At 70.8% G+C, this 20019-nt stretch carries 18 protein-coding genes, 1 tRNA gene and 1 pseudogene; 13 read left to right on the plus strand and 7 right to left on the minus strand.

Going from position 1 to position 20019, the window contains the following annotated elements; genetic code table 11:
* Nucleotides 1-12: 12 nt before the first annotated feature.
* Both CCR97_RS14690 and cpaB read right to left on the minus strand, forming a co-directional pair.
* Nucleotides 13-1467 carry a type II and III secretion system protein family protein gene (locus CCR97_RS14690; protein ID WP_146618841.1) on the minus strand — a complete coding sequence of 485 codons (1455 nt, stop codon included), beginning with the start codon at nt 1465-1467 and terminating at the stop codon, nt 13-15.
* Between the two features lie 151 nt (nt 1468-1618).
* The gene (cpaB, locus tag CCR97_RS14695) at nt 1619-2473 is read right to left on the minus strand and encodes a Flp pilus assembly protein CpaB (RefSeq protein ID WP_146618842.1); all 855 of its coding nucleotides are present in this window, start codon (nt 2471-2473) and stop codon (nt 1619-1621) included.
* A gap of 301 nt (nt 2474-2774) precedes the next feature.
* On the opposite strand from cpaB, the gene CCR97_RS14700 reads away from it, so the two are divergent.
* Entirely contained in the window at nt 2775-3707 is a 933-nt protein-coding gene (locus CCR97_RS14700; RefSeq protein ID WP_111358806.1) for an NAD(P)-dependent oxidoreductase, read from the plus strand.
* 312 nt (nt 3708-4019) lie between these two features.
* A complete protein-coding gene (locus CCR97_RS14705) occupies nt 4020-4610 on the plus strand; it encodes a tetratricopeptide repeat protein (RefSeq protein WP_111358807.1) in 591 nt (196 codons plus the stop codon).
* A gap of 88 nt (nt 4611-4698) precedes the next feature.
* Here CCR97_RS14705 and CCR97_RS14710 read toward each other — a convergent pair whose 3' ends face one another.
* Nucleotides 4699-5811 carry an endonuclease/exonuclease/phosphatase family protein gene (locus CCR97_RS14710; RefSeq protein WP_111358808.1) on the minus strand — a complete coding sequence of 371 codons (1113 nt, stop codon included), beginning with the start codon at nt 5809-5811 and terminating at the stop codon, nt 4699-4701.
* A gap of 282 nt (nt 5812-6093) precedes the next feature.
* Between CCR97_RS14710 and CCR97_RS14715 the strand changes: the two genes are divergently transcribed.
* The 3 genes from CCR97_RS14715 (at nt 6094) to CCR97_RS14725 (ending at nt 8366) form a co-directional block, all read left to right on the plus strand.
* Nucleotides 6094-6570 (plus strand): tellurite resistance TerB family protein, encoded by a 477-nt coding sequence (locus tag CCR97_RS14715; RefSeq protein ID WP_201159601.1) that lies wholly within the window; start codon nt 6094-6096, stop codon nt 6568-6570.
* Nucleotides 6567-7376, plus strand: a complete 810-nt coding sequence (locus CCR97_RS14720; RefSeq protein WP_201159602.1) for an SDR family NAD(P)-dependent oxidoreductase — start codon at nt 6567-6569, stop codon at nt 7374-7376. The genes CCR97_RS14715 and CCR97_RS14720 overlap by 4 nt, the downstream gene beginning before the upstream one ends.
* A 117-nt stretch (nt 7377-7493) precedes the next feature.
* Nucleotides 7494-8366, plus strand: a complete 873-nt coding sequence (locus CCR97_RS14725) for a glutamine amidotransferase (protein WP_111357636.1) — start codon at nt 7494-7496, stop codon at nt 8364-8366.
* Between the two features lie 90 nt (nt 8367-8456).
* Here the strand turns inward: CCR97_RS14725 and CCR97_RS14730 are convergent, their stop codons facing one another.
* The gene (locus CCR97_RS14730; protein ID WP_111357634.1) at nt 8457-9428 is read right to left on the minus strand and encodes a LysR family transcriptional regulator; all 972 of its coding nucleotides are present in this window, start codon (nt 9426-9428) and stop codon (nt 8457-8459) included.
* 78 nt (nt 9429-9506) lie between these two features.
* Here CCR97_RS14730 and CCR97_RS14735 point away from each other — a divergent pair.
* From CCR97_RS14735 to CCR97_RS14750, 4 genes and pseudogenes are all read left to right on the plus strand, one after another.
* Nucleotides 9507-9687, plus strand: a pseudogene (locus tag CCR97_RS14735) (aldo/keto reductase); the annotation flags it as partial.
* 382 nt (nt 9688-10069) lie between these two features.
* Nucleotides 10070-12037 (plus strand): methyl-accepting chemotaxis protein, encoded by a 1968-nt coding sequence (locus CCR97_RS14740; RefSeq protein ID WP_111357635.1) that lies wholly within the window; start codon nt 10070-10072, stop codon nt 12035-12037.
* Between the two features lie 145 nt (nt 12038-12182).
* On the plus strand, nt 12183-13856 hold the full coding sequence (locus CCR97_RS14745) for a methyl-accepting chemotaxis protein (RefSeq protein WP_201159603.1): 1674 nt from the start codon (nt 12183-12185) through the stop codon (nt 13854-13856).
* 212 nt (nt 13857-14068) lie between these two features.
* Entirely contained in the window at nt 14069-15442 is a 1374-nt protein-coding gene (locus CCR97_RS14750; protein WP_201159604.1) for an SLC13 family permease, read from the plus strand.
* 263 nt (nt 15443-15705) lie between these two features.
* On the opposite strand, the gene CCR97_RS14755 is transcribed toward CCR97_RS14750, so the two are convergent.
* Both CCR97_RS14755 and CCR97_RS14760 read right to left on the minus strand, forming a co-directional pair.
* Nucleotides 15706-15969 carry a hypothetical protein gene (locus CCR97_RS14755; RefSeq protein WP_111360227.1) on the minus strand — a complete coding sequence of 88 codons (264 nt, stop codon included), beginning with the start codon at nt 15967-15969 and terminating at the stop codon, nt 15706-15708.
* Nucleotides 15970-16175: 206 nt separating this feature from the next.
* A tRNA-Ala gene (locus CCR97_RS14760) sits at nt 16176-16251 on the minus strand.
* A 276-nt stretch (nt 16252-16527) separates the two neighbouring features.
* On the opposite strand from CCR97_RS14760, the gene CCR97_RS14765 reads away from it, so the two are divergent.
* The 4 genes from CCR97_RS14765 (at nt 16528) to leuB (ending at nt 19408) form a co-directional block, all read left to right on the plus strand.
* On the plus strand, nt 16528-16818 hold the full coding sequence (locus CCR97_RS14765; RefSeq protein WP_111360228.1) for a YggT family protein: 291 nt from the start codon (nt 16528-16530) through the stop codon (nt 16816-16818).
* On the plus strand, nt 16815-17156 hold the full coding sequence (locus tag CCR97_RS14770; RefSeq protein WP_245429241.1) for a DUF167 family protein: 342 nt from the start codon (nt 16815-16817) through the stop codon (nt 17154-17156). Before CCR97_RS14765 ends, CCR97_RS14770 begins: the two co-directional genes overlap by 4 nt.
* The gene (gene folD / locus CCR97_RS14775) at nt 17153-18037 is read left to right on the plus strand and encodes a bifunctional methylenetetrahydrofolate dehydrogenase/methenyltetrahydrofolate cyclohydrolase FolD (RefSeq protein WP_111360229.1); all 885 of its coding nucleotides are present in this window, start codon (nt 17153-17155) and stop codon (nt 18035-18037) included. The genes CCR97_RS14770 and folD overlap by 4 nt, the downstream gene beginning before the upstream one ends.
* Before the next feature lie 255 nt (nt 18038-18292).
* Nucleotides 18293-19408 carry a 3-isopropylmalate dehydrogenase gene (leuB, locus tag CCR97_RS14780; RefSeq protein ID WP_111360690.1) on the plus strand — a complete coding sequence of 372 codons (1116 nt, stop codon included), beginning with the start codon at nt 18293-18295 and terminating at the stop codon, nt 19406-19408.
* A 177-nt stretch (nt 19409-19585) separates the two neighbouring features.
* On the opposite strand, the gene CCR97_RS14785 is transcribed toward leuB, so the two are convergent.
* Nucleotides 19586-19930, minus strand: coding sequence for a hypothetical protein (locus tag CCR97_RS14785; RefSeq protein WP_201159605.1), 345 nt, complete (start codon nt 19928-19930; stop codon nt 19586-19588).
* Between the last annotated feature and the right edge of the window lie 89 nt (nt 19931-20019).

Here is a 20019-nt window from a genome sequence, read left to right on the forward strand (position 1 = left end):
CCGCACCACATGTCACCGCACGACATGGCCACCTCCCACCGGAAACTCGATCATGTGCCCCGTGTAGGGCCGCAGCGCCGCCGTCTCGCCGCGCACCGCCGGGCTGCGGGCGAGCTCGGGCTTGCCGCCGGCGAAGAAGTCGAGATCGTTGGCCGGAAGCGTGGCGTCGAGCGGGGTCCGCAGCGGATCGCCCGGCCGCGCCGGCTGCACCAGCCGCGGCGTCACGATGATGACGAGGTCGGTCTCTTTCTTCTGGTAGTTTTTCGAGGAGAACAGCGCGCCGAGAACCGGAACGTCGCCGATCCAGGGAAGCTGCTGCTGGTCGGTCGCCGAGTCGGCCTGCAGCAGGCCTGCCAGCATGAAGCTCTGCCCGTCGCGCAGCTCCAGCGTCGTCGAGGCGCGCCGCACCGTCAGCGACGGGACGTTGACGCCTGGCGCGACCGTGACCGTGACGGTCTTGTCGATCTGGCTGACCTCGGGCTCGATCTTCAGGTTGATGATGCTGCCGTTCAGCACGGTCGGCGTGAAGGCGAGGCTGACGCCGTAGCGCTTGTACTCCACCGTCATCTGGCCGAGCGCGCCGGTCAGCGGGATCGGGTACTCGCCGCCGGCCAGGAAGTTCGCGGTGTCGCCGGACAGCGCGACGAGGTTGGGCTCGGCGAGCCGGCGCAGAACGCCGCGCTCCTCCAGCGCGTTCAGCGCGACGTCGATCTGCATGCCCTTGGTCAGCAGGCTGCCGATCATGAAGCCGAACGGGTTTCCGCCGGACAGCACGCCGGCCGCCGCGGTGCCGACCGTTCCCCACGGGTTCGGCGAATCGACCGGCAACGCCTTCGTCTGGTCTCCGACGCTGCCGGCGAACCGTCCGTTCCGACTCCAGGCGTTCCACTGGACGCCGAGCTCGCGGCCGGCCGAGCGGGTCGCCTCGACGAAGCGCACCTCGAGCAGCACCTGCTGGGGCGCGGCGACCTGGACGGCGTTGATCACCTGCGGGCCGAACTCGCGGGCGATGATCAGCGCCTGGTCGAGCGTGATCGCGTCCGGCGCCATGCCGCCGAGCAGGATGCGGCCGTTGACGCTGGTGACCCGGAACTTGGCGGCGGGGAAGCGCGCGGCGAGCTCCGTCGCGAGCGCCGACACGTCGTAGGAGACCTCGACGTCGAACACGCCGACCAGCTTCTTGCCCTCGCCGTAGACCGACACCCGCGTGGTGCCGAGCTTCTTGCCGAGGATCGACAGCGTGCGGTCGGTGAGCGGATTGACGTCGGCGATCTCGGCGTCGCCGAGCGACAGCTCGACGAAGGGCTGGTCGGTGCGCACGTCCTGCGACTTGCCGATCGGCACCGTCACGGCCTGGGTGCGCTTGCCCGGGCCGAAGTTGAGCGCCTTCTGGGCCGCGGCTGGGGCCGACAGATCGGGCAACAGCGGCGCGGCCACCGACGCCACGGCGACGAGCGCGGCGGACACGACGAGCGCCCGCCATCGCGGGCGACCGCTGCGCGGTGGTGACGGCGCCGCCGTCCTGTGTCTCGTGCCGACGTTCCCGTCCATGTCGTCCCCCAGTCCGTCCCTCGGCGACGCCGCGCCCCCCGGCACGATGCCGCCGTCTCGTTCACTCTCACTCCGCCGCCGCCCAGCTCCCGCTGGTCTCGCCGTCGTGCGGCACGCGATAGCTCTGCGTCTGGCCGCCGCGCGACACCACCACGGTGGTGCCGCTCTGGCGCTTGGGCGCCGGGCCGACCAGCTCCTCGAGCAGATCCTTCACCGTCACCCGCGCGGTCTTCGACTCGGTCGACTCGCCGGCCTTGCGCAGCAGGAGCGACAGCGAGCCGATCGACGCGGCGAGGCTGAGCTTCTGCCCGGCGGCGGTGTCGACCTCGAGCGTCACGGCCTTCGGGATCATCGGATTGGCGGCGCGCTCGTCGGCGACCTGGTCGACCGCGAGCACCCGGATGTCCTGCAGCAGCACCTGGGTCGAGGCCTGCTCCTTCTCCTGCCGGGTCAGCACCACGTCGACGCGGTCGCCGGGCAGCACGAAGCCGCCGACGCCGTCGACGTCGTTGACCCGGATGGTGACGGCCTTCATGCCGGGACCGACCAGCGCCGACAGCGTGGCGCGCTGGCCCGGCCCGGTGATCTTCACGGCGAGCACCGGCTCGTTCGGCTCGATCGGCGTGAGCACGACGCGCTTGCCTTCGGCGAGCAGGTCGGGAATGCGGGCGAAGGCGCCGGCCGGCAGCGCGTCGCTCGGCCACGCCGCCTCGCGCAGAACCTGGGGCGACAGCTCGTGGCCGTAGCGCAGCGGCCGCGCCGCCACCACCACGGTGCGGGACGCGACGGGCGGGCCGCGATCGGCCTCCAGGCTGCGCAAGCGCGCCTCGGCCTGGCTGTTGAGCCAGGTCCTGGTCGCGAACACGGCGAGCAGGCCGAAGACGGCCGCCACCGCGATCATGATGACTGTGCTGCTGCGCACCGGACGAATTCCTGCAGAGTCCGCGGATTGCGACTCCCAGACCGTAGCTAGGGCCTTGGAGAGTATTGAATTCGTGAACCGAACCCGAGTTTTGCCGGTATGCTGAAGACGCCCTGAAAGGTTATCGTCAACGAACCGTGCACGACGCCGCGCTGCGGCCGCGCGGCGTTAATCATGTCGCCGCGGCACAGGTAACGAGGAACCGCGCGACGGCACCGCAGGCGTTTCGAGCGGCCGGGCCTTCCCCCTGTTGCGCAGTCGACATGGTTACGGAATAGTTCGTCCCGCAAAGGGGGCCGCCATGCCGAAGACCATCGCCGTTCTCGCACCGGGTGAGATGGGCGCCGCCGTCGGGGCACGGCTCGTCGCCGGTGGAGCGCGCGTCGTCACCTCGCTCGCCGGCCGCAGCGCGGCGACCGCCGAGCGGGCCCGGCGCGCCGGCCTCGCCGTCGCCGAGAGCGACGCCGAGCTGGTCGCCGGCGCCGACCTCGTGCTCTCCATCGTGCCGCCCGGCGAGGCGGTCGCGGTCGCCAAGCGGCTGCGCCCGGAGCTGGCGCGGCTGCCGGAGAAGCCCGTCTATGTCGACTTCAACGCGGTGTCGCCCGACACGGTGCGGCACATCGCGGCGGCGCTCGCCGGGACGCGCTGCCCGTTCGTCGACGGCGGCATCATCGGGCCGCCGCCGAACGCCACGGCCCGCACCGTGTTCTACGTGTCCGGCGATCACGCCGGCCGCGCCGCGGCCATGCGCGACTTCGGTCTCGACGTGAGAGTGCTGGAGGGGCCGGTCGGCGCCGCCTCGGCCCTGAAGATGTCGTATGCCGGCATCACCAAGGGGCTGACCGCGATCGGCGCCGCCATGATGCTCGGCGCGACGCGGGCCGGCTGCGCCGGCGATCTCGCGGCCGAGCTCGCCGAGAGCCAGCCGCATCTCTCCAAGTGGCTCGGCCGCCAGGTGCCGGCCATGTTCCCGAAGGCCTACCGGTTCGTCGCCGAGATGGAGGAGATCGCCGACTTCCTCCACACCGACCGGCCGGCCTGCGAGATCTATCATGCGATCGCCATGCTCTATGCACGGCTCGCGGCCGCCGAGGGAACGGCCGATGTCGACGCCCTCGCCCGCTTCGTCGACGCCCCCGGACGCGCGAGCATCGGCGACGACGTGACGGCAACGACGACCGCCGCAGAGGTGGTCACCGCCGCCCCGGTCGCGGCCCCCGGACCGGAGAGCTGAGCGAGCTTTTCCGAACCACTCCCCGTGGCTCGACGAGCGTTTCGATCAGCAAGCCACACGGTCCGTCGCATCGCTCCGGCGGGACTCGTGGGCCCGCGCTCGTCGACCGGCGCGGACGACGGATCATCGTTCGAACGGGCTATTCGGCGCCACGTCCTACAACCAAACGTACTTTGCAGACAAAGAATCTCGACTTTTCCGAGAACGCGATTCTTTAACTATCCCGGACCTACGCTCCGCCAAAGCCTCCAGGTCCGCGTCGCGCCCGAGCACCGGTGCCGCGACGGAAGGGGCCTCGGTCCCGAGCGTATCATGACAGTCGAGTTCCAGCGTTTCGCGTTCGTGTCCGTTGCGGGGCTCCTGTGGCTGTCCGCCTGCGAGACCACGGCCGTGAAGCTGCCCGAGCTGCCGAGCTTCGGCCGCAGCGAGGCGACGGGATCCGTGCCCGTCGTGGTGGCCGACGCCGACGTCACCGGCTCGACGGCCGGCGCCGCGCCCAAGCTCCTGCAGGACGACATGACGCCGAGCGCGCCGAACGACGATCTCAGCGTCGGCCGCGAGCAGTTCCGGCAGGGCAACTACGGCAATGCCGAGAAGTACTGCCGCCGCTCGGTCGAGCAGACACCGAAATCCGCCGACGCGTGGCTGTGCCTCGCGGCCTCGTACGACCGGCTCAAGCGCTTCGATCTCGCCGATCGCGCCTATCTGCAGCTCATCCGCATCGTCGGCCGCAGCGCCGCGGTGCTCAACAACATGGGCTATTCCTACATGCTGCGCGGCGACTACCGCCGCGCCCGCGCCACCCTCAACGAGGCCGCCGCCAAGGATCCGGGCAATCCCTTCGTGCAGAACAACCTCGCGCTCCTCGCCGAGGCGACCGCCACGAAGGAAGGCATCCGGTAGCGGGCGGATCGCCCACGATCGCGGTCGCCGGCGTGACTTGGCCAAGCTGACTTCACCAAGCCGACTTGGCCGGGCGTGACGTCGCCGGTCAGATGTCCAGATCGACCCAGATCGCCGCGTGGTCGGAGGCGGCGTCCTTCTTGTCCTGGAGAGTCTCGTAGACGTCCCACTTCTTCGGGCGCACGCCGGGCCACATGCCCTTGCGCAACACGCCGCCGGCCGTGACCTTCGCGAACAACGCCGGCGACAGGAACAGATAATCGATCTTGTTGGCGGCCGAGCACGGCCCGTAGGTGCCCGGAAAGCCGCCGTCGTCGAACGCCGGATGCGTGAACGCGTCCTTCAGCTTCGAGCCGCGGACGAGCGGCGAGAGCGGATCGCTGTCCGGCGTGTCGTTGAGGTCGCCGATCACGGCCACGAAAGCGTCGCCCCGCGGATCGAGCGTCTTGTAGATCTCGCGCACGCGGGCGGCCTGCGCCTTGCGCCGCGCGTTCGACTCCTCGGGACGGCCGAATCCTTTGCTCTTGAAGTGATTCACGAGAACGATCAGCCGGTTCTTCTTGCGGGTCAGCACCGTGTATTCCGGACAGTCGCGCGAGAAGATGGGGTCGCCGTCTCCGTCCACATCGTCGACATGGCTGCGCATGGTCTCGATCGGAAATCCTTCGCGGCACAGGAGACCGACGTCGATGCCGCGATCGTCGTTTCCGTCGATGACCATCACGTGGCGGAACGGCACCCCGTCGATCGCCGGTATGATCAGACGATTGAAGTCACGCAACACCGGCCGGTTCTCCGCCTCGACGACGCCGACGACATCGGCCTCGAGATCGACGAGGACGCGCGCCGTGTTGCGCATGGCGTTCTCGTCGATCGGCTCGTCGCGCAGCTCGAGCGAGCCGACCCAGTCGGCGCGGCCGCCCGCCGTGATCTCGATGCCGCCGGTGCGCGGCCGGACCAGAAGACCGCCGCGGTTGCGCCGCAGGACGACGAACGGGCCGGTGTCGCTCTTCTCCAGTCCGAGCTCGATCATCAGCTTCGCCATCTGGCGCCGCGCTGCCGCCGTGTAGGAAACCTCTCCCAGGAGCCCGTTCAGCCTGGCGAAGGCGGCGAGGATGGGCCGCCCTTCGTCCCAGCTCTCCAGGTTCATGGCCTTGGCGCGGTCGAACAGGTTCTCGACATTGTAGGCGGCTAGCCTCATGGCACACCTCGGTCGGAGGGACGGCGGGTCCGCTCGGGCAGATCGGTGGTGGGAATGGCACAAGACGCTACCACAACCCGAGGATGCGTCGGCCGCATGACACACATTTGAACCGCCGGGAGAGGCAGGTCTTCGGACGGCCCTCCTTCACGCCCCCTGCGGCCGATCGTCCTGGCGGCTGGGCTTTTGCCGTTTCGCTCCGAAATCGCTAGAAGGCGGGTCCGATCGTACGGCGCCCGAGAGCCACGGGCGCCGGCGCGCCCCGACCCGGAGCAGACCCGCATGTTCGCCGACATCAAGACGTTCCTGGCCGAGCTGACCAGCGGGGACAAGCACCCGGCCCGGTTCGACGCGAGCGACTACCGGCTCGCCGCCGCCGCCCTGATGGTCCATGTCGCGACCCTCGACGCCAACCTCTCGGACGTCGAGCGCGCCAAGCTGCACACGCTCTTGAAGACCCGCTTCGCCCTCGACGACGCGGCGACCGACGAGCTGATCGACGCCGCCGTGGTGGCCGACCGCGACGCCGTCGACTTCTATCAGTTCACCAGCCTCCTGATGCGCACCCTCGACGAGGAGGGGCGCCGCAAGGTGGTCGCCATGATGTGGGAGATGGTGTTCGCCGACGGTGGCGTGACCGAGTTCGAGGACAACGTGATGTGGCGGGTCGCCGACCTCCTGGCCGTGCCGAACCGCGAGCGCATCGAGCTCAAGCGCGAGGTCGCGGCCGGCCGCGATCCGCTGGACGAGCCTCGGTGACGGCGGCGGCGCCGTCGCCCGTCGCCGTCGTCACCGGCGCCTCCTCGGGCATCGGTGCCGAGCTGGCGAAGCTGTTCGCCGCCGACGGCCATGCCGTGGTGCTGGTCGCGCGGCGCGCCGCCGATCTCAACGCCCTCGCCGACGAGATCGCCGCGACCGGCCGGCCGCGCCCGCATGTCGTGGTGCTCGACCTCGCGCAGCCCGATGCGGTGGCGCATCTGCGCGCCGCGCTGGCCGAGCGCGGCGCCGTGGCGAAGTATCTCGTCAACAATGCCGGCTTCGGCCTGCTCGGCGTCGCGACGTCGCTGGATCACGGCGAGCAGCTCGCGATGATCGACCTCAACGTCAAGGCGCTCACCGCGCTCAGCCTCGCCTTCGCCGACGATCTCGTCGCGCAGCAAGGCGGCCTCCTCAATGTCGGCTCGCTCGCCGGCTTCGTGCCGGGGCCCGGCATGGCCGTCTATTACGCCACCAAGGCCTTCGTGAACTCGTTCTCGGAGGCGCTGTGGCGCGAGCTCGGGCCGAAGGGCGTCGCCGTCACGGTGCTGTGCCCCGGTCCGGTGCCGACCGGGTTCCAGGCGCGCGCCGGCGTCACCGTCTCGGGCCTGCAGAGCATCCTCACCGTGACGGCCGCCGACGCCGCGAAGGCCGGCTACGATGCCCTGATGGGCCGCCGTCGCATGGTGGTCCCGGGGCGGCTCGCCAATCTGGTGCCGCTGTTCGCCCGCGTTCTCCCGCGCCGCACCATGATCGCGCTGATCGCCTCGACCCAGATCCGGCGCCTCGGCCCCGGCGGCGGGCTTTAGGCCCGGCAGTCGGCCGCGCGGCGGCAGGGCGAACCCGTTTCCTTCTTCACGACACCCACAGCAGGACCGTGCTGCCGCGGCAACACGCGGCAGCACGTGTTTTCTCACTTGGTCGCCATGCGTGGCATTACGCTTGCTTGTCGCATTGCGGCCCCTTTAGCCTTCCAGATTGTTCGCTTCGTGAAGCCGACCAGGACTACGCCGACCAGGAACGCGACGATGCCGGAGCCCGTACTGATCGTTCTGCACCAGGAAACCTCGACGCCGGGACGCGTCGGGCAGTTCCTGCAGGCGCGTGGCATCCCGCTCGACATCCGCCGCCCGCGCTTCGGCGAGCGCCTGCCCGAGACGCTGGCCGAGCACGCCGGTGCCGTGGTGTTCGGCGGCCCGATGAGCGCCAACGACCCGGACGACTTCGTCAAGCAGGAGATCGACTGGCTCGCCGTGCCGCTGAAGGAGCAGAAGCCGTTTCTCGGCATCTGCCTCGGCGCCCAGATGCTCGCCAGGCATCTCGGCGCCCGGGTCGCGCCACATCCCGAAGGCAAGGCCGAGATCGGCTACTATCCGCTGCGCGCGACGCTCGACGGTCATCGCGTCTGCCCGCACTGGCCGGCCCACGTGTACCAGTGGCACCGCGAGGGCTTCGAGCTGCCGGCCGGCTCGCGCCTGTTGGCCGAGGGCGACATGTTCCGGGTGCAGGCGTTCCGCCACGGCCCGGCCGCCTACGGCATCCAGTTCCATCCCGAGGTGACGCACGCGATGATGTGCCGGTGGACGACCCGCGGGCACGAGCGGCTGGCCTTGCCGGGTGCGCGGCCGCGGGTGGATCATTTTGCCGAGCGGCCCATGTACGACGGCGCCATCCGGGCCTGGCTGACCGAGTTCCTCGACGGCTGGCTCGCCGGCCCGCGGGCCGAGGCCCGCCCCGGCCGCGGCGCCGAGCGCGTCACCGGCATGGCGATGGCGGCCGGGCCTTACGCGGCGGGCTGATCGGTCGGCAAGCCCCTTTCCGATCATTCCGGGGCGCGGGCCGATGGCCCGCGAACCCGGAATCCAGCCCAGACCAATCCAGTCCAGACCTCAGAGATCGCCGCTGGTTTCCGGGTTCGCGGCTTGGCCGCGCCCCGGAATGACAGAGAGGCTTTCATCCACCCCACTCCTCGCCCTTTCCCGCAGGAAGGCGACGAAGGCGCGCAGCGGCGCCGGCAGATGGTCGCGGCCGGCGTAGTAGAGGAACGGGCCGGAGAAGCTCGGCCACCAGTCGGACAGGACCGGCACCAGCGTGCCGCGGGCGAGCGCCGGCGACAGCGCCGCCTCGAAGGTGGCGATGACGCCGAGCCCGGCCTCGGCTGCGGCGACCTCCAGATCGAGATTGGAGGCGACCAGCGGCCCCTTCGGGCTGATCCGCACCACCTCGCCGTCGCGCTCGAACTCCCAGGGCAGCGCGACGCCGCTCGGGAACCGGTGGCGGATGCAGGCATGATCGAGGAGGTCGCGCGGATGCGCCGGCGTCCCGTGCCGGGCGAGATAGGCGGGCGCCGCAGCGGCGGCGTAACGCTGGCGGCGCGGCCCGATCGGCACTGCGATCATGTCCTGCTCGAGCCGCTCGTCGTAGCGCACCCCGGCGTCGAAGCCGGCCGCCAGCACGTCGATGAAGCTGTCCTCGGCGACCACCTCCAGGGTGACCCACGGATGGCGCTCGAGGAACGCGCAGGCGATCGGCGGCAGCACGGGGCGGGCCACGATAGTCGGTACGTTGAGGCGCAGCGTCCCGGTCGGGCTGTCGCGCACGCTGTTGATCGCGTCGACCGCCGCCGCGACCTCGCCGAGCGCCGGGGCGAGCCGCTCCAGCAGCCGGGCGCCGGCCTCGGTCGGGGTGACGCTGCGGGTGGTCCGGTTGAGGAGCCGCACGCCGAGCCGCGCCTCCAGGCGCCGCACCGCTTCGCTCAGGCTCGACGGCGAGACGCCGCGCACCGCCGCCGCTCCGCGAAAGCTGCGGGCCCGTGCCACCGCCGCGAAGGCATCGAGATCGGCCAGATCCGCGTCGGCCATGATCCGCCTTTTGTCCTGAATTTCGCACAGCCCGTTCCGACAATGGCGCATTATCGAACAAAGTGCCAGCAGAGCGCCGACATCGTGCCGCTGGTCGGCGCGCGGCGGCGCGACCGCCTTACCGAGGCGCTCGGCAGCCTCGACGTCACAGTTGGGGCCGGACCACCTCGCGGCGATCGAGCGCGCCGTGCCGAAGGGCGCCGCCGCCGGCGCCCGCTGCGCCGAGTCCCAGATGGGGGTGCTCGACTCGGAGCGGTGATCGATGGCGCCGCGATCAAGCACTCGCGTCGCCCGCACGTCTATCGAACATGCAACAACACGGACACACCCCGCTCCGACGTGCCCGTGATGCCGCCGCCTCTAGTCGTTACGAGCTATGGAGATGAACCGATCTCGCGCCAGACGAACAGCTATTTGAAAATTATATATCCCCCACCGGTCAGAGCGATCTTCATTCGTCGACTCTCGTTATAAGTTTATTCATTGCCTGGAAATGACATTGGCCTCAACCAAAACGAGCTTCGCATCCATACCGGCCGTGGCGGCGTATCGCACCTGTCGCCGCCGGCCGTTACGGCCGGAGTTCCCCCGGCGGAGCGAACCAAGACGTGGCCGCCGATGCCTCCGACCGGAGAAGACCGATGTCGTTTCGCCTTCGCCTGACCCACAAGATCGCCGGTCTCGGCGTGCTCGGGATCGTCGGCCTCGCCGTGGTCGGCGGCCTTTATCTGACCGGCACGGCCGAGCAGTCGCGCTACCGCCTCGACGCCGCCACGGCCCGTACGCTCGACCGCGACGCGACCCGGGTACTGGTCGATCTCCTGGAGCTGCGGCGGGCCGAGAAGGACTTCCTGCTGCGCAAGGACGCCCGCTACGCCGACCGGCACGCCGCGTCGAGCCGAAAGGTCGCGGACGCGCTCGCGACCCTGCAGGCCGATGCCGGCAAGGCCGACGGCACGCTCGCCGCCGACATCGCGGCGGTGCGGGCCGGTTTCGACGTCTATGCGACGCAGTTCCGCACGCTCGCCGAGGCCCGCACCCGGCTCGGCCTCGACGAGAGCTCCGGGCTCGAGGGCTCGCTGCGCAAGAGCGTGCACGCGATCGAGCAGCAGGTGAGCCGCCTCGATCAGCCGCAGCTCCTCGTCACCATGCTGATGATGCGACGGCACGAGAAGGACTTCATGCTGCGTGGCGACGCGCGCTACGGCGCCGAGATGAAGACGCGGGACGGCGAGTTCCGCACCAAGCTCGCCGCGGCCGACATGCCGGATGCGGCCCGCGCCGTCGTGACGATGGCTCTCGCCGCCTATCAGGCCGACTTCGCCGCCTGGATGGCCGAGGCGCAGCGGGTCGCCGTCGCCCAGAAGGCCGTGTCGGAAACGTTCGCCGCCATCGAGCCGCGGATCGACGCGATCCACACGGCGCTGGAGACCGCCCGCACGCGCAGCGAGGCGGCCGAGACGGCGGCGATCGACCAGACCTCGGATCGTCTGAAGATCGTCATCCTCGCGGTCGTCGGCGCCGTCGCGATCCTCTCGCTGCTGATCGGGCGGTCGCTGTCGCGTCCCCTCACGGCGATGACGGCCGGCATGCAGCGGCTCGCCGGCGGGGACTTCGATGTCGCGCTGCCGGGCCTGTCACGCACCGACGAGGTCGGCGACATCGCCCGCGCCGTCGAGGTGTTCAAGGTGAAGGCGCAGGAGCGCTCGCGCCAAGAGGCGATGGCGCAGGCCGAGCGCGAGCGCGCCGCCGCGGCGGTCCGCAAGGCCGACATGGTGCGGCTCGCCGATCAGTTCGAGCAGGCGGTCGGCGGCATCATCGCGACCGTGTCGGCGGCGTCGACCGAGCTGGAGGCGACCGCCGGCACGCTCACGCGCACGGCCGACACGACCCGGCAGATGTCGACGAGCGTCAGCGCCGCGTCGGAGGAGGCGTCGACCAACGTGCAGGCGGTCGCCGCGGCGGCCGACGAGCTGACCGCCTCGGTCGGCGAGATCGGCCGCCAGGTGCAGACGTCGAGCCGCATCGCCGAGTCCGCTGTGACCGAGGCGACCCGCACCGACGCGCGGGTGGGCGAGCTGGCGGACGCGGCCGGGCGCATCGGCGACGTCGTCAAGCTGATCACGGCGATCGCCGAGCAGACCAACCTGCTGGCGCTCAACGCCACCATCGAGGCGGCACGGGCCGGCGAGGCAGGCCGCGGCTTCGCCGTGGTCGCCTCCGAGGTGAAGGCGCTCGCCGCCCAGACCGCCAAGGCGACAGACGAGATCGCCGCCCAGGTCGGCGGCATGCAGTCGGCGACGACCGAGTCGGTGACGGCGATCAAGGCGATCGGCGGCACCATCGGGCAGATCGCCGAGGTCGCCGCGGCGATCGCCGCCGCCGTCGAGGAGCAGAACGCCGCGACGACCGAGATCTCGCGCAACATCCAGCACGCCGCCGCCGGGGCCGCCGAGGTGTCGTCGACGATCGTCCAGGTGAAGCGCGGCGCCGAGGAGACCGGGGCCGCCTCGGGCGAGGTGCTGCAGGCGGCGAGCCGGCTCGCCCGCGAGAGCAGCCGGCTGCGGCAGGAGGTCGACACCTTCCTGGCCACCGTGCGGGCGGCGTGACCCGCTCAATGCGGCCCGAAGCTTAGGCACTCCTTAAACGGTTCGGGCCATAACGGGCCCGCAATCAGTCCTGTGCCGCGGGGGCCGGGCTGCCGGCACGTGCCGGCACGTGCGGTCCGGAGGCGGGTCCCAGAAGTCTCTTTCGATGTCTCTGACCATCTCGCGCCGGGTCGGCGCGCTCGTGCTGCTCGCCGTTCTCGCCTGCCTCGCCATCATGGTGGTCCAACTGCTCGCCTTGCGCAGCTCGCTCGAGCAGGAGCGGCGCGCCGCCGTCATGGCGCAGGTCCAGTCCGCCGTCGCCATCGTCCGCGACTACGCGGCCAAGACCGAGAAGGGTCAGCTCCCGCAAGCCGAAGCACAGGAGCGCGCCAAGACGGCGCTGCGCGCCATCCGGTTCGGGCAGGACGACTACGTCTTCGTCTACGGCACCGACGGCATGACGCTGGTGCTCGGGCCGCGCGCCCAGCTGGAGGGCACGAACCGCATCGACAACAAGGATCCGAAGGGCGTCTACACGGTGCGCGGGCTGATCGCCGCGGCCCAGCGCGGCGGCGACTTCGTGGCCTACGAAGCACCCCGGTCCGGCAGTTCCGAACCAGCCCCGAAGATCGGCTATGCCGCGATGGGGCCGTGGAGCTGGGTGGTCGGCACCGGTGTCTACACCGACGATCTCGATCAGGTCTTCTGGGCCTCGGCGCGCACGACGCTCCTGTGGGCGGCGGGGCTGGTCGCCGTTCTCTGCGTCGTCGCCGTGACACTCGCCCGCGGCCTCGTGGGACCGCTGAAGACGATGACTTCGGCCATGGGCGAGCTGGCCGCCGGCAAGCTGGACGTCGAGATTCCCGGGGTCGGCCGCAAGGACGAGGTCGGCGCCATGGCCGACGCGGTCGCGGTGTTCAAGACCAACGCGGTCGAGCGCCGGCGGCTCGAAGCCGAGCAGCACGAGGCGGAGGCCCGAGCCGCGGCGCAGCGCAAGGCCGACATGGTGCGGCTCGCCGATCAGTTCGAGCAGGCGGTCGGCGGCATCATCGCCATGGTCTCGTCGGCGGCGACCGAGCTGGAGGCGACCGCCACCACGCTCACCCGCACGGCCGACCAGACCCAGCAGAAGTCGGCGACGGTCAGCGCGGCGTCCGAGGAGGCCTCGAGCAATGTCCAGGCCGTCGCCGCGGCGACCAACGAGATGACCTCGTCGATCGGCGAGATCTCGCGCCAGGTGCAGACCTCGAGCCGCATCGCCGACGACGCGGTGAGCCAGGCGGCGAAGACCGACGCCCGCGTCGGCGAGCTGTCGCAGGCGGCGAGCCGCATCGGCGACGTGGTCAAGCTGATCACCGACATCGCCGAGCAGACCAATCTCCTGGCGCTGAACGCCACCATCGAGGCGGCCCGCGCCGGCGAGGCCGGCAAGGGATTCGCCGTGGTGGCCCAGGAGGTGAAGGCCCTGGCCGGCCAGACCGCCAAGGCGACCGGCGAGATCTCGGCGCAGATTTCCGCCATGCAGGCGGCGACGCAGGACTCGGTCGCCGCCATCAAAGAGATCTCAGGCACCATCGGGCAGATCGCCGAGGTCGCCTCGGCCATCGCGGCCGCCGTGGAGGAGCAGGGCGCGGCGACGGCCGAGATTTCACGCAACATCCAGCAGGCGGCCTCGGGCACCAGCCGGGTCGCCCAGAACATCGTCGAGGTGAGCCGCGGCGCCGAAGAGACCGGCGCGGCCTCCGGCGAGGTCCTCAACGCCGCCGGCCAGCTCGCGATCGAGAGCAACCAGCTCCGCAGCGAGGTGACGAAGTTCCTCGACACGGTCCGGGCCGCCTGAGCCTGCCCGTCCCGGAAAGCCCGGACCCGGCACGCCGGGTCCGTCGGCGGCGTCGGAGGCGCCGATCGCCTCCCGCTTGCCTCCCTGGCCTGCGACATGCATGGGTTCCGGCCCCGTCCGGAGACCTCCCCCGTGCCTGCCTGGTCCGCTCAGCCGCCCCGCCTGCCCGGCGACGCCCCGATCGCATCCACCCTGCGCGACGCGGTGCGCCGATGACCGCGACCTGGACGCCCCGCGTCATCGCGGCCGCCGTGATCGCCCTCGGCCTCGCCGCGGCCGTTCAGCACGCCACCGGCGGCCACAGCATCTGGCTCGCCTTCTTCGCCGTGCTGGCGACCGTGCTGATGTGGGCGACCCGGGTGGTGCCGGAGTATCTCGCCGCCTTCGTGTTCTTCGTCGTCTGCGTCGTCGGCCTCGTCGCTCCCGCCCCGGTGGTGCTGTCGGGCTTCACCGGGCCGGCCGCCTGGCTGGTCTTCTCGGGATCCGTGATCGGCGCCTCGCTCGGCCACACCGGTCTCGCCGACCGGCTCGGCGCCAAGCTCGCGGCAGTCGCCAACGGGTCGTTCCCGGCGGTGATCACGCGGGTCGCCGTGTTCGGCACCGGGCTCGCCTTCCTGATGCCGTCCGGCATGGGCCGCATCTTCCTCCTGGCGCCGCTGCTTGCCGCCTTCGCCCAGCGCGCCGGCCTGGCGAAAGGCTCGCGCGGCCGCGCCGGCGTGATGCTGGCCGGGCTCTACGGCACGTTCTTTCCGGCGATGGGCATCCTACCCGCCAACGTGCCGAACAACGTGCTGGCCGGCCTCCTGGAGACCACCGGGCTCGGCGTCCCGACCTTCTCCGAATATCTGCTGCTGCACTTCCCCGTCGTCGGGCTCGCCAAGCTCCTGCTGCTGATCGGCGTCCTCGTCGTCATGTTCCGCGACGTCGGACCGGTGCCGGCCCCGCAGGCGGACCCGCCGCCGGCGATGTCGACGGGCGAGAAGCGCCTCACCGTGCTGCTCGCCGCCACCATCGGCCTGTGGCTCACCGACAGCCTGCACGGGGTCTCGGCCACCTGGGTCGGCATGGCGGCCGCCCTGGTGTGCCTGTGGCCGGGCACCGGGCTGTTGCCGCCGAACCCGATGAAGAGCGTCGCGTTCGAGCCGATCATCTACGTCGCCGGCGTGGTCGGGCTCGGCGCCGTGGTCGGCCATACCGGGCTCGGCGCGACGCTCGGCGAGGTGCTGACCGTGGTGGTGGCGCCGCTCGCCGGCAGCGCGATCGCGAGCTATGTCGGGCTGGCCGCGGTGGCGGCGTCGCTCGGGCCGCTGGTCACCGCCGTCGGCGTGCCGGCGATCCTCACCCCGATCGCACCCGTGCTCGCCGCCGCGACCGGCCTGCCGGTCGCGACCGTGACGATGAGCCAGGTGCTCGGCTTCTCGACCATCTTCCTGCCCTACCAGGCGCCGCCGCTCGCCGTCGCGGTGCAGATCGGCGCCCTGCCGGTGCGCGAGGCGGTGCGCGCCTGCCTGATCCTGGCGGCGCTGACGATCGTGCTCCTGTGGCCGCTCGACGTCCTGTGGTGGATGCTGCTGGGGCGGCTGTAGCCGCCCCGGCGTCGCCAACCGCGGCAGGGTCGGGGACGTGACCGGAAAACCGCCGGAGCCCGCTCCGACGGAGATCAGACGGCATCTGCCCGATCACTCGGGGTCATTCCGGAGCGACGCTATCCGGTCCGGCCTTCGGCCAGCCGACGACAGGCTCCGCGCCGAACCCGGAATTCAGCCGAGGCGAAGCTCGTCGCTGGATTCCGGACTCGCGGCTTCGCCGCGCCCCGGAATGACGACGTGCCGATCAACCGGAATGGGTATCACTCGGCCTGGATCAGCGTGGCGACGCAGTCGACCGGGTCGTAGATCGACACCTGCAGCACCGGATAGTTCTTCTTGATCACGCGGCCGGCCTGCTCGGCCGCCTCGACAGTCGGAAACGACCGCTTGGTCTGACGGTCGACCTGGAGCAGGTAGCGACCGGTCTCGGGCTGGCGGCGCTGCGTCCGCGGCTCGGCGGCCGCGACGGCCGCCTCGGGAGCCACGAGCTTCGTGAGGGTCTTGCCCCCGGCGCGAGTCGCCATGTGTGGTATTCCTTCCAAAAGTCCAAATGGTTGAGGGATCGGAGGTCGGATGCGGCGGCGACCGGCCGACGGATCGGCGGCGCAGCGACGCATCATCACGGACGAACACGATCACCGACGAACAATGGCCGTCCGGGCACACGCCATGCACGTTCCGCGCCGAATGGGGCGGATCGAGATCGCGCGACGGATCGGACCGGATGGGATGGTGGAGCCGAGGGGATTTGAACCCCTGACCTCCGCAGTGCGATTGCGGCGCTCTCCCAACTGAGCTACGGCCCCGCCGCTCGCGGCCGCAAGGGCGGCGAGCCATCAGGTGGCGCCATTTACGGGTCCGGTCAGGACAGTGTCAAGGACTGTCGGGCGATCGTGACGGAAGTCCACTCCGGCGTGACCGGAATGCCGCGCCGGCCGCCGCGCCCGCCGTTTACCAGCGGCGAAACAGCGCCGTCCTTGGCCCTTGCCGCTGTCGGACCGGAACGGTACACGTCGCTCGGCCCGGGCCCGCCGCGTCCGCGCGCCGCACGCGCATTGCGATCACCCGACGAGACCCGCGAGATGATTGAATTCCTTGGTTTCATCAGCACCCTGCTGACGCTCTACGTCTACATCCTGATCGCATCGGCGGTGCTGAGCTGGCTGATCGCCTTCAACGTGGTCAACACCCGCAACCAGGCCGTCTCGGTGATCGGCGAGTTCCTCTACCGAATCACCGAGCCGGTGCTCCGGCCGATCCGGCGCGTGATGCCGGACCTCGGCGGCATCGACATCTCGCCCGTCATCGTGATCCTGGTGATCTTCTTCATCCAGTCGGTGATCCTGCCGAATCTCGCACGGGCGCTGGTGTGACGGCTGCGGCCGATTCGGCGGAGCATCCCTGGATCGCGGCACCCGACGGCCTGGTCGTGACGGTGCGGCTGACCCCGCGCGGCGGCCGCGACGGCTTCGACGGCATCGATCGGCTCGCCGACGGCCGGGCCGTGCTGAAGGCCCGGGTGCGCGCCGCCCCGACCGAGGGCGAAGCCAACGCCGCCCTCACCACCCTGTTCGCCAAGTCCCTGAAGCTGCCGGCTCGCGCCGTCGCGCTGGTCGCCGGCGATACCGCCCGCATCAAGCGAATCAAGATCACGGGCGACGCCGCGACCCTCGCGGCCGCGCTCGCCCGCCTGTCCGGAGTCTCCGCATGACCGCTCGTCTCATCGATGGAAAGACCGCCGCCGAGGCGGTGCGGGCCGGCGTCGCCGCCGAGGTGGCGCGGCTCTCGGCCGCGCACGGCCTCGTCCCCGGCCTCGCCGTGGTGCTGGTCGGCGACGACCCGGCAAGCGCCGCTTACGTGCGCAGCAAGGGCAAGCAGACGGTCGCGGCGGGCATGCGCTCCTTCGAGCATCGCCTGCCGGCGACCGCCACGCAGGACGAGGTGCTTTCCGTCGTCGCGCAGCTCAACGCCGACCCGAGCGTCCACGGCATCCTGGTCCAGCTCCCGGTGCCGAAGCAGATTGACCCGCATGCCGTGATTCTCGCCATCGACCCGATGAAGGACGTCGACGGCCTGCATCCGCTCAGCGCCGGCCTGCTGGCGAGCGGCCTGCCCGGCCTCGTGCCCTGCACGCCGCTCGGCTGCCTCTACATGGCGAAGACCGTGCATGCGTCGCTCGCCGGGATGGAGGCCGTGGTGGTCGGCCGCTCGAATCTCGTCGGCAAGCCCGTCGCCCAACTGTTGTTGCGCGAGAACGCGACCGTGACGATCGCCCATTCGCAGACCCGCGATCTGCCGGCGGTGTGCCGTCGCGCCGACCTCCTGGTCGCGGCGGTCGGCAAGCCGGGCTTCATCCGGGGCGACTGGATCAAGCCGGGCGCCACCGTGATCGACGTCGGCATCAACCGGGTGCCGACCGCAGACGGCAAGGGCCGGCTCACCGGCGACGTCGCCTTCGAGGAGGCCGTGCAGGTCGCCGGGGCCGTCACGCCGGTGCCGGGCGGCGTCGGCCTGATGACGGTGGCGTTCCTGCTGGTCAACACGGTGCGGGCCGCCTGCGCGGCCGCCGGCCTGCCGGCGCCGAAGATCTAAGACCGTCATTCCGGGGCGCGGACCATAGGTCCGCGAACCCGGAATCCAGCGGCAAGCGCCGAAGCCGGGGCTGGATTCCGGGTTCGCTGCTTCGCAGCGCCCCGGAATGACCCCGCGATACCTTGCCATTCTGCGAGCCGCGAATTAGCACTCCGCCGTCACACGCGCGGGCCGCCACGGGCGACCCTCGTCACACGCGCAACGGCCGGCGCAGGCGGGCCGTCCCGCACAACCAGCCCCCTCAGAAGGCTCATCATGGCGACCTACAAGCTTCTCCTGCTTCCCGGCGACGGCATCGGCATCGAGGTGATGGCCGAGGTGAAGCGGCTGATCGCGTGGATGAACCAGAACGGGCTCGGCACCTTCGAGACCGAGGAGGGGCTGGTCGGCGGCGCCGCCTACGACGACGCCGGCGTGGCGATCACGGACGCCACCATGGCGCTGGCGATGGCGGCCGACGCCGTGATCTTCGGCGCGGTCGGCGGGCCCAAGTGGGCGTCGGTGCCCTACGAGGCGCGGCCCGAGGCCGGCCTCCTGCGGCTGCGCAAGGATCTCGGCCTCTACGCCAATCTGCGCCCGGCGATCTGCTACCCGGCGCTCGCCGAGGCCTCGTCGCTCAAGCGCGAGGTGGTCGACGGGCTCGACATCATGATCGTGCGCGAGCTCACCGGCGGCGTCTATTTCGGCGAGCCGAAGACCATCGTCGACCTCGGCAACGGCCAGAAGCGCGCCATCGACACCCAGGTCTACGACACCTTCGAGATCGAGCGCATCGGCCGGGTCGCCTTCGAGCTGGCGCGCAAGCGCCGCAACAAGGTCGCCTCGATGGAGAAGCGCAACGTCATGAAGTCGGGCGTGCTGTGGAACGAGGTGATGACCGCGCTCCACGCCCGCGAGTTCCCGGACGTCGCGCTCGAGCACGTGCTGGCCGACGCCGGCGGCATGCAGCTGGTGCGCTGGCCCAAGCAGTTCGACGTCATCGTCACCGACAACCTGTTCGGCGACATGCTGTCAGACGTCGCCGCGATGCTGACCGGTTCGCTCGGCATGCTGCCGTCCGCCTCGCTCGGCGACGTCGATCCGGCGACCGGCACCCGCAAGTCGATGTACGAGCCGGTGCACGGCTCGGCGCCGGACATCCAGGGCAAGGGCATCGCCAACCCGATCGCCATGCTGGCGTCGTTCGCGATGGCGCTGCGCTACTCGTTCGGGCTGGGCAAGGAGGCCGACATGGTCGAGCAGGCGATCGCCGCGACGCTCGACAAGGGCCTGCGCACCGCCGACATCACGTCCGAGGGCTGCAAGGTCGTCGGCACGCGCGAGATGGGCGAGGCGGTGATCGCCGAGGTGGCCCGCATCGCCGGGAAGTGAGGCGCCTCTCGACCCTCTCCCGTGGGGAGAGGGTCGGGCGCGAGCGCAGCTCGCGACCGGGGTCCGGGGCGTATGCGCCGATGGCTGGCCTCGGCACCCCTCACCCGGATCTCGCGCAGCCGCGCGAGATCCGACCTTTCCCCGCCGGGGAGAGGTGAAAAAGAGCGTCGTGTCCCGTCAGTACCGCGACCAGCCCGGGATATCGAACTGACCGGGCAGCGGGGCGCGCGACCACGAGCCCGGGAAGGCGTTGTTGTCCATCCAGTGCGGGAACACCGTGTAGGACGGCGACAGGGCGTAGTCGCTGTAGTGCTGGCTGTTCGGCAGCGGCTCGCGGCCCGGATCCAGGAACGAGCGCTTGCGCACCGTGACACGCGACGCCGGCCGGCCGTTGTAGTCGGCGACGATGTCGTAGGTCTTGGCCTGGCGGCGCTTGGTCGCGGCCTCGGCCTCCGGCGCGGAGAACAGCACGGCCACGAGCCCGGCGGCGGCCGCGCAGGCGACGAAGGTCATCGGGCGCATCGGAACCTCTCGAGCGTTGTCGAACGCGAACGTCAGTCTTACCGTCGATTCCCGTAGCACGACAAGGCAACGACCGCGTTAACGGGCTG

Source organism: Rhodoplanes elegans (assembly GCF_016653355.1).
In the GTDB taxonomy this organism is placed as follows: domain Bacteria; phylum Pseudomonadota; class Alphaproteobacteria; order Rhizobiales; family Xanthobacteraceae; genus Rhodoplanes; species Rhodoplanes elegans.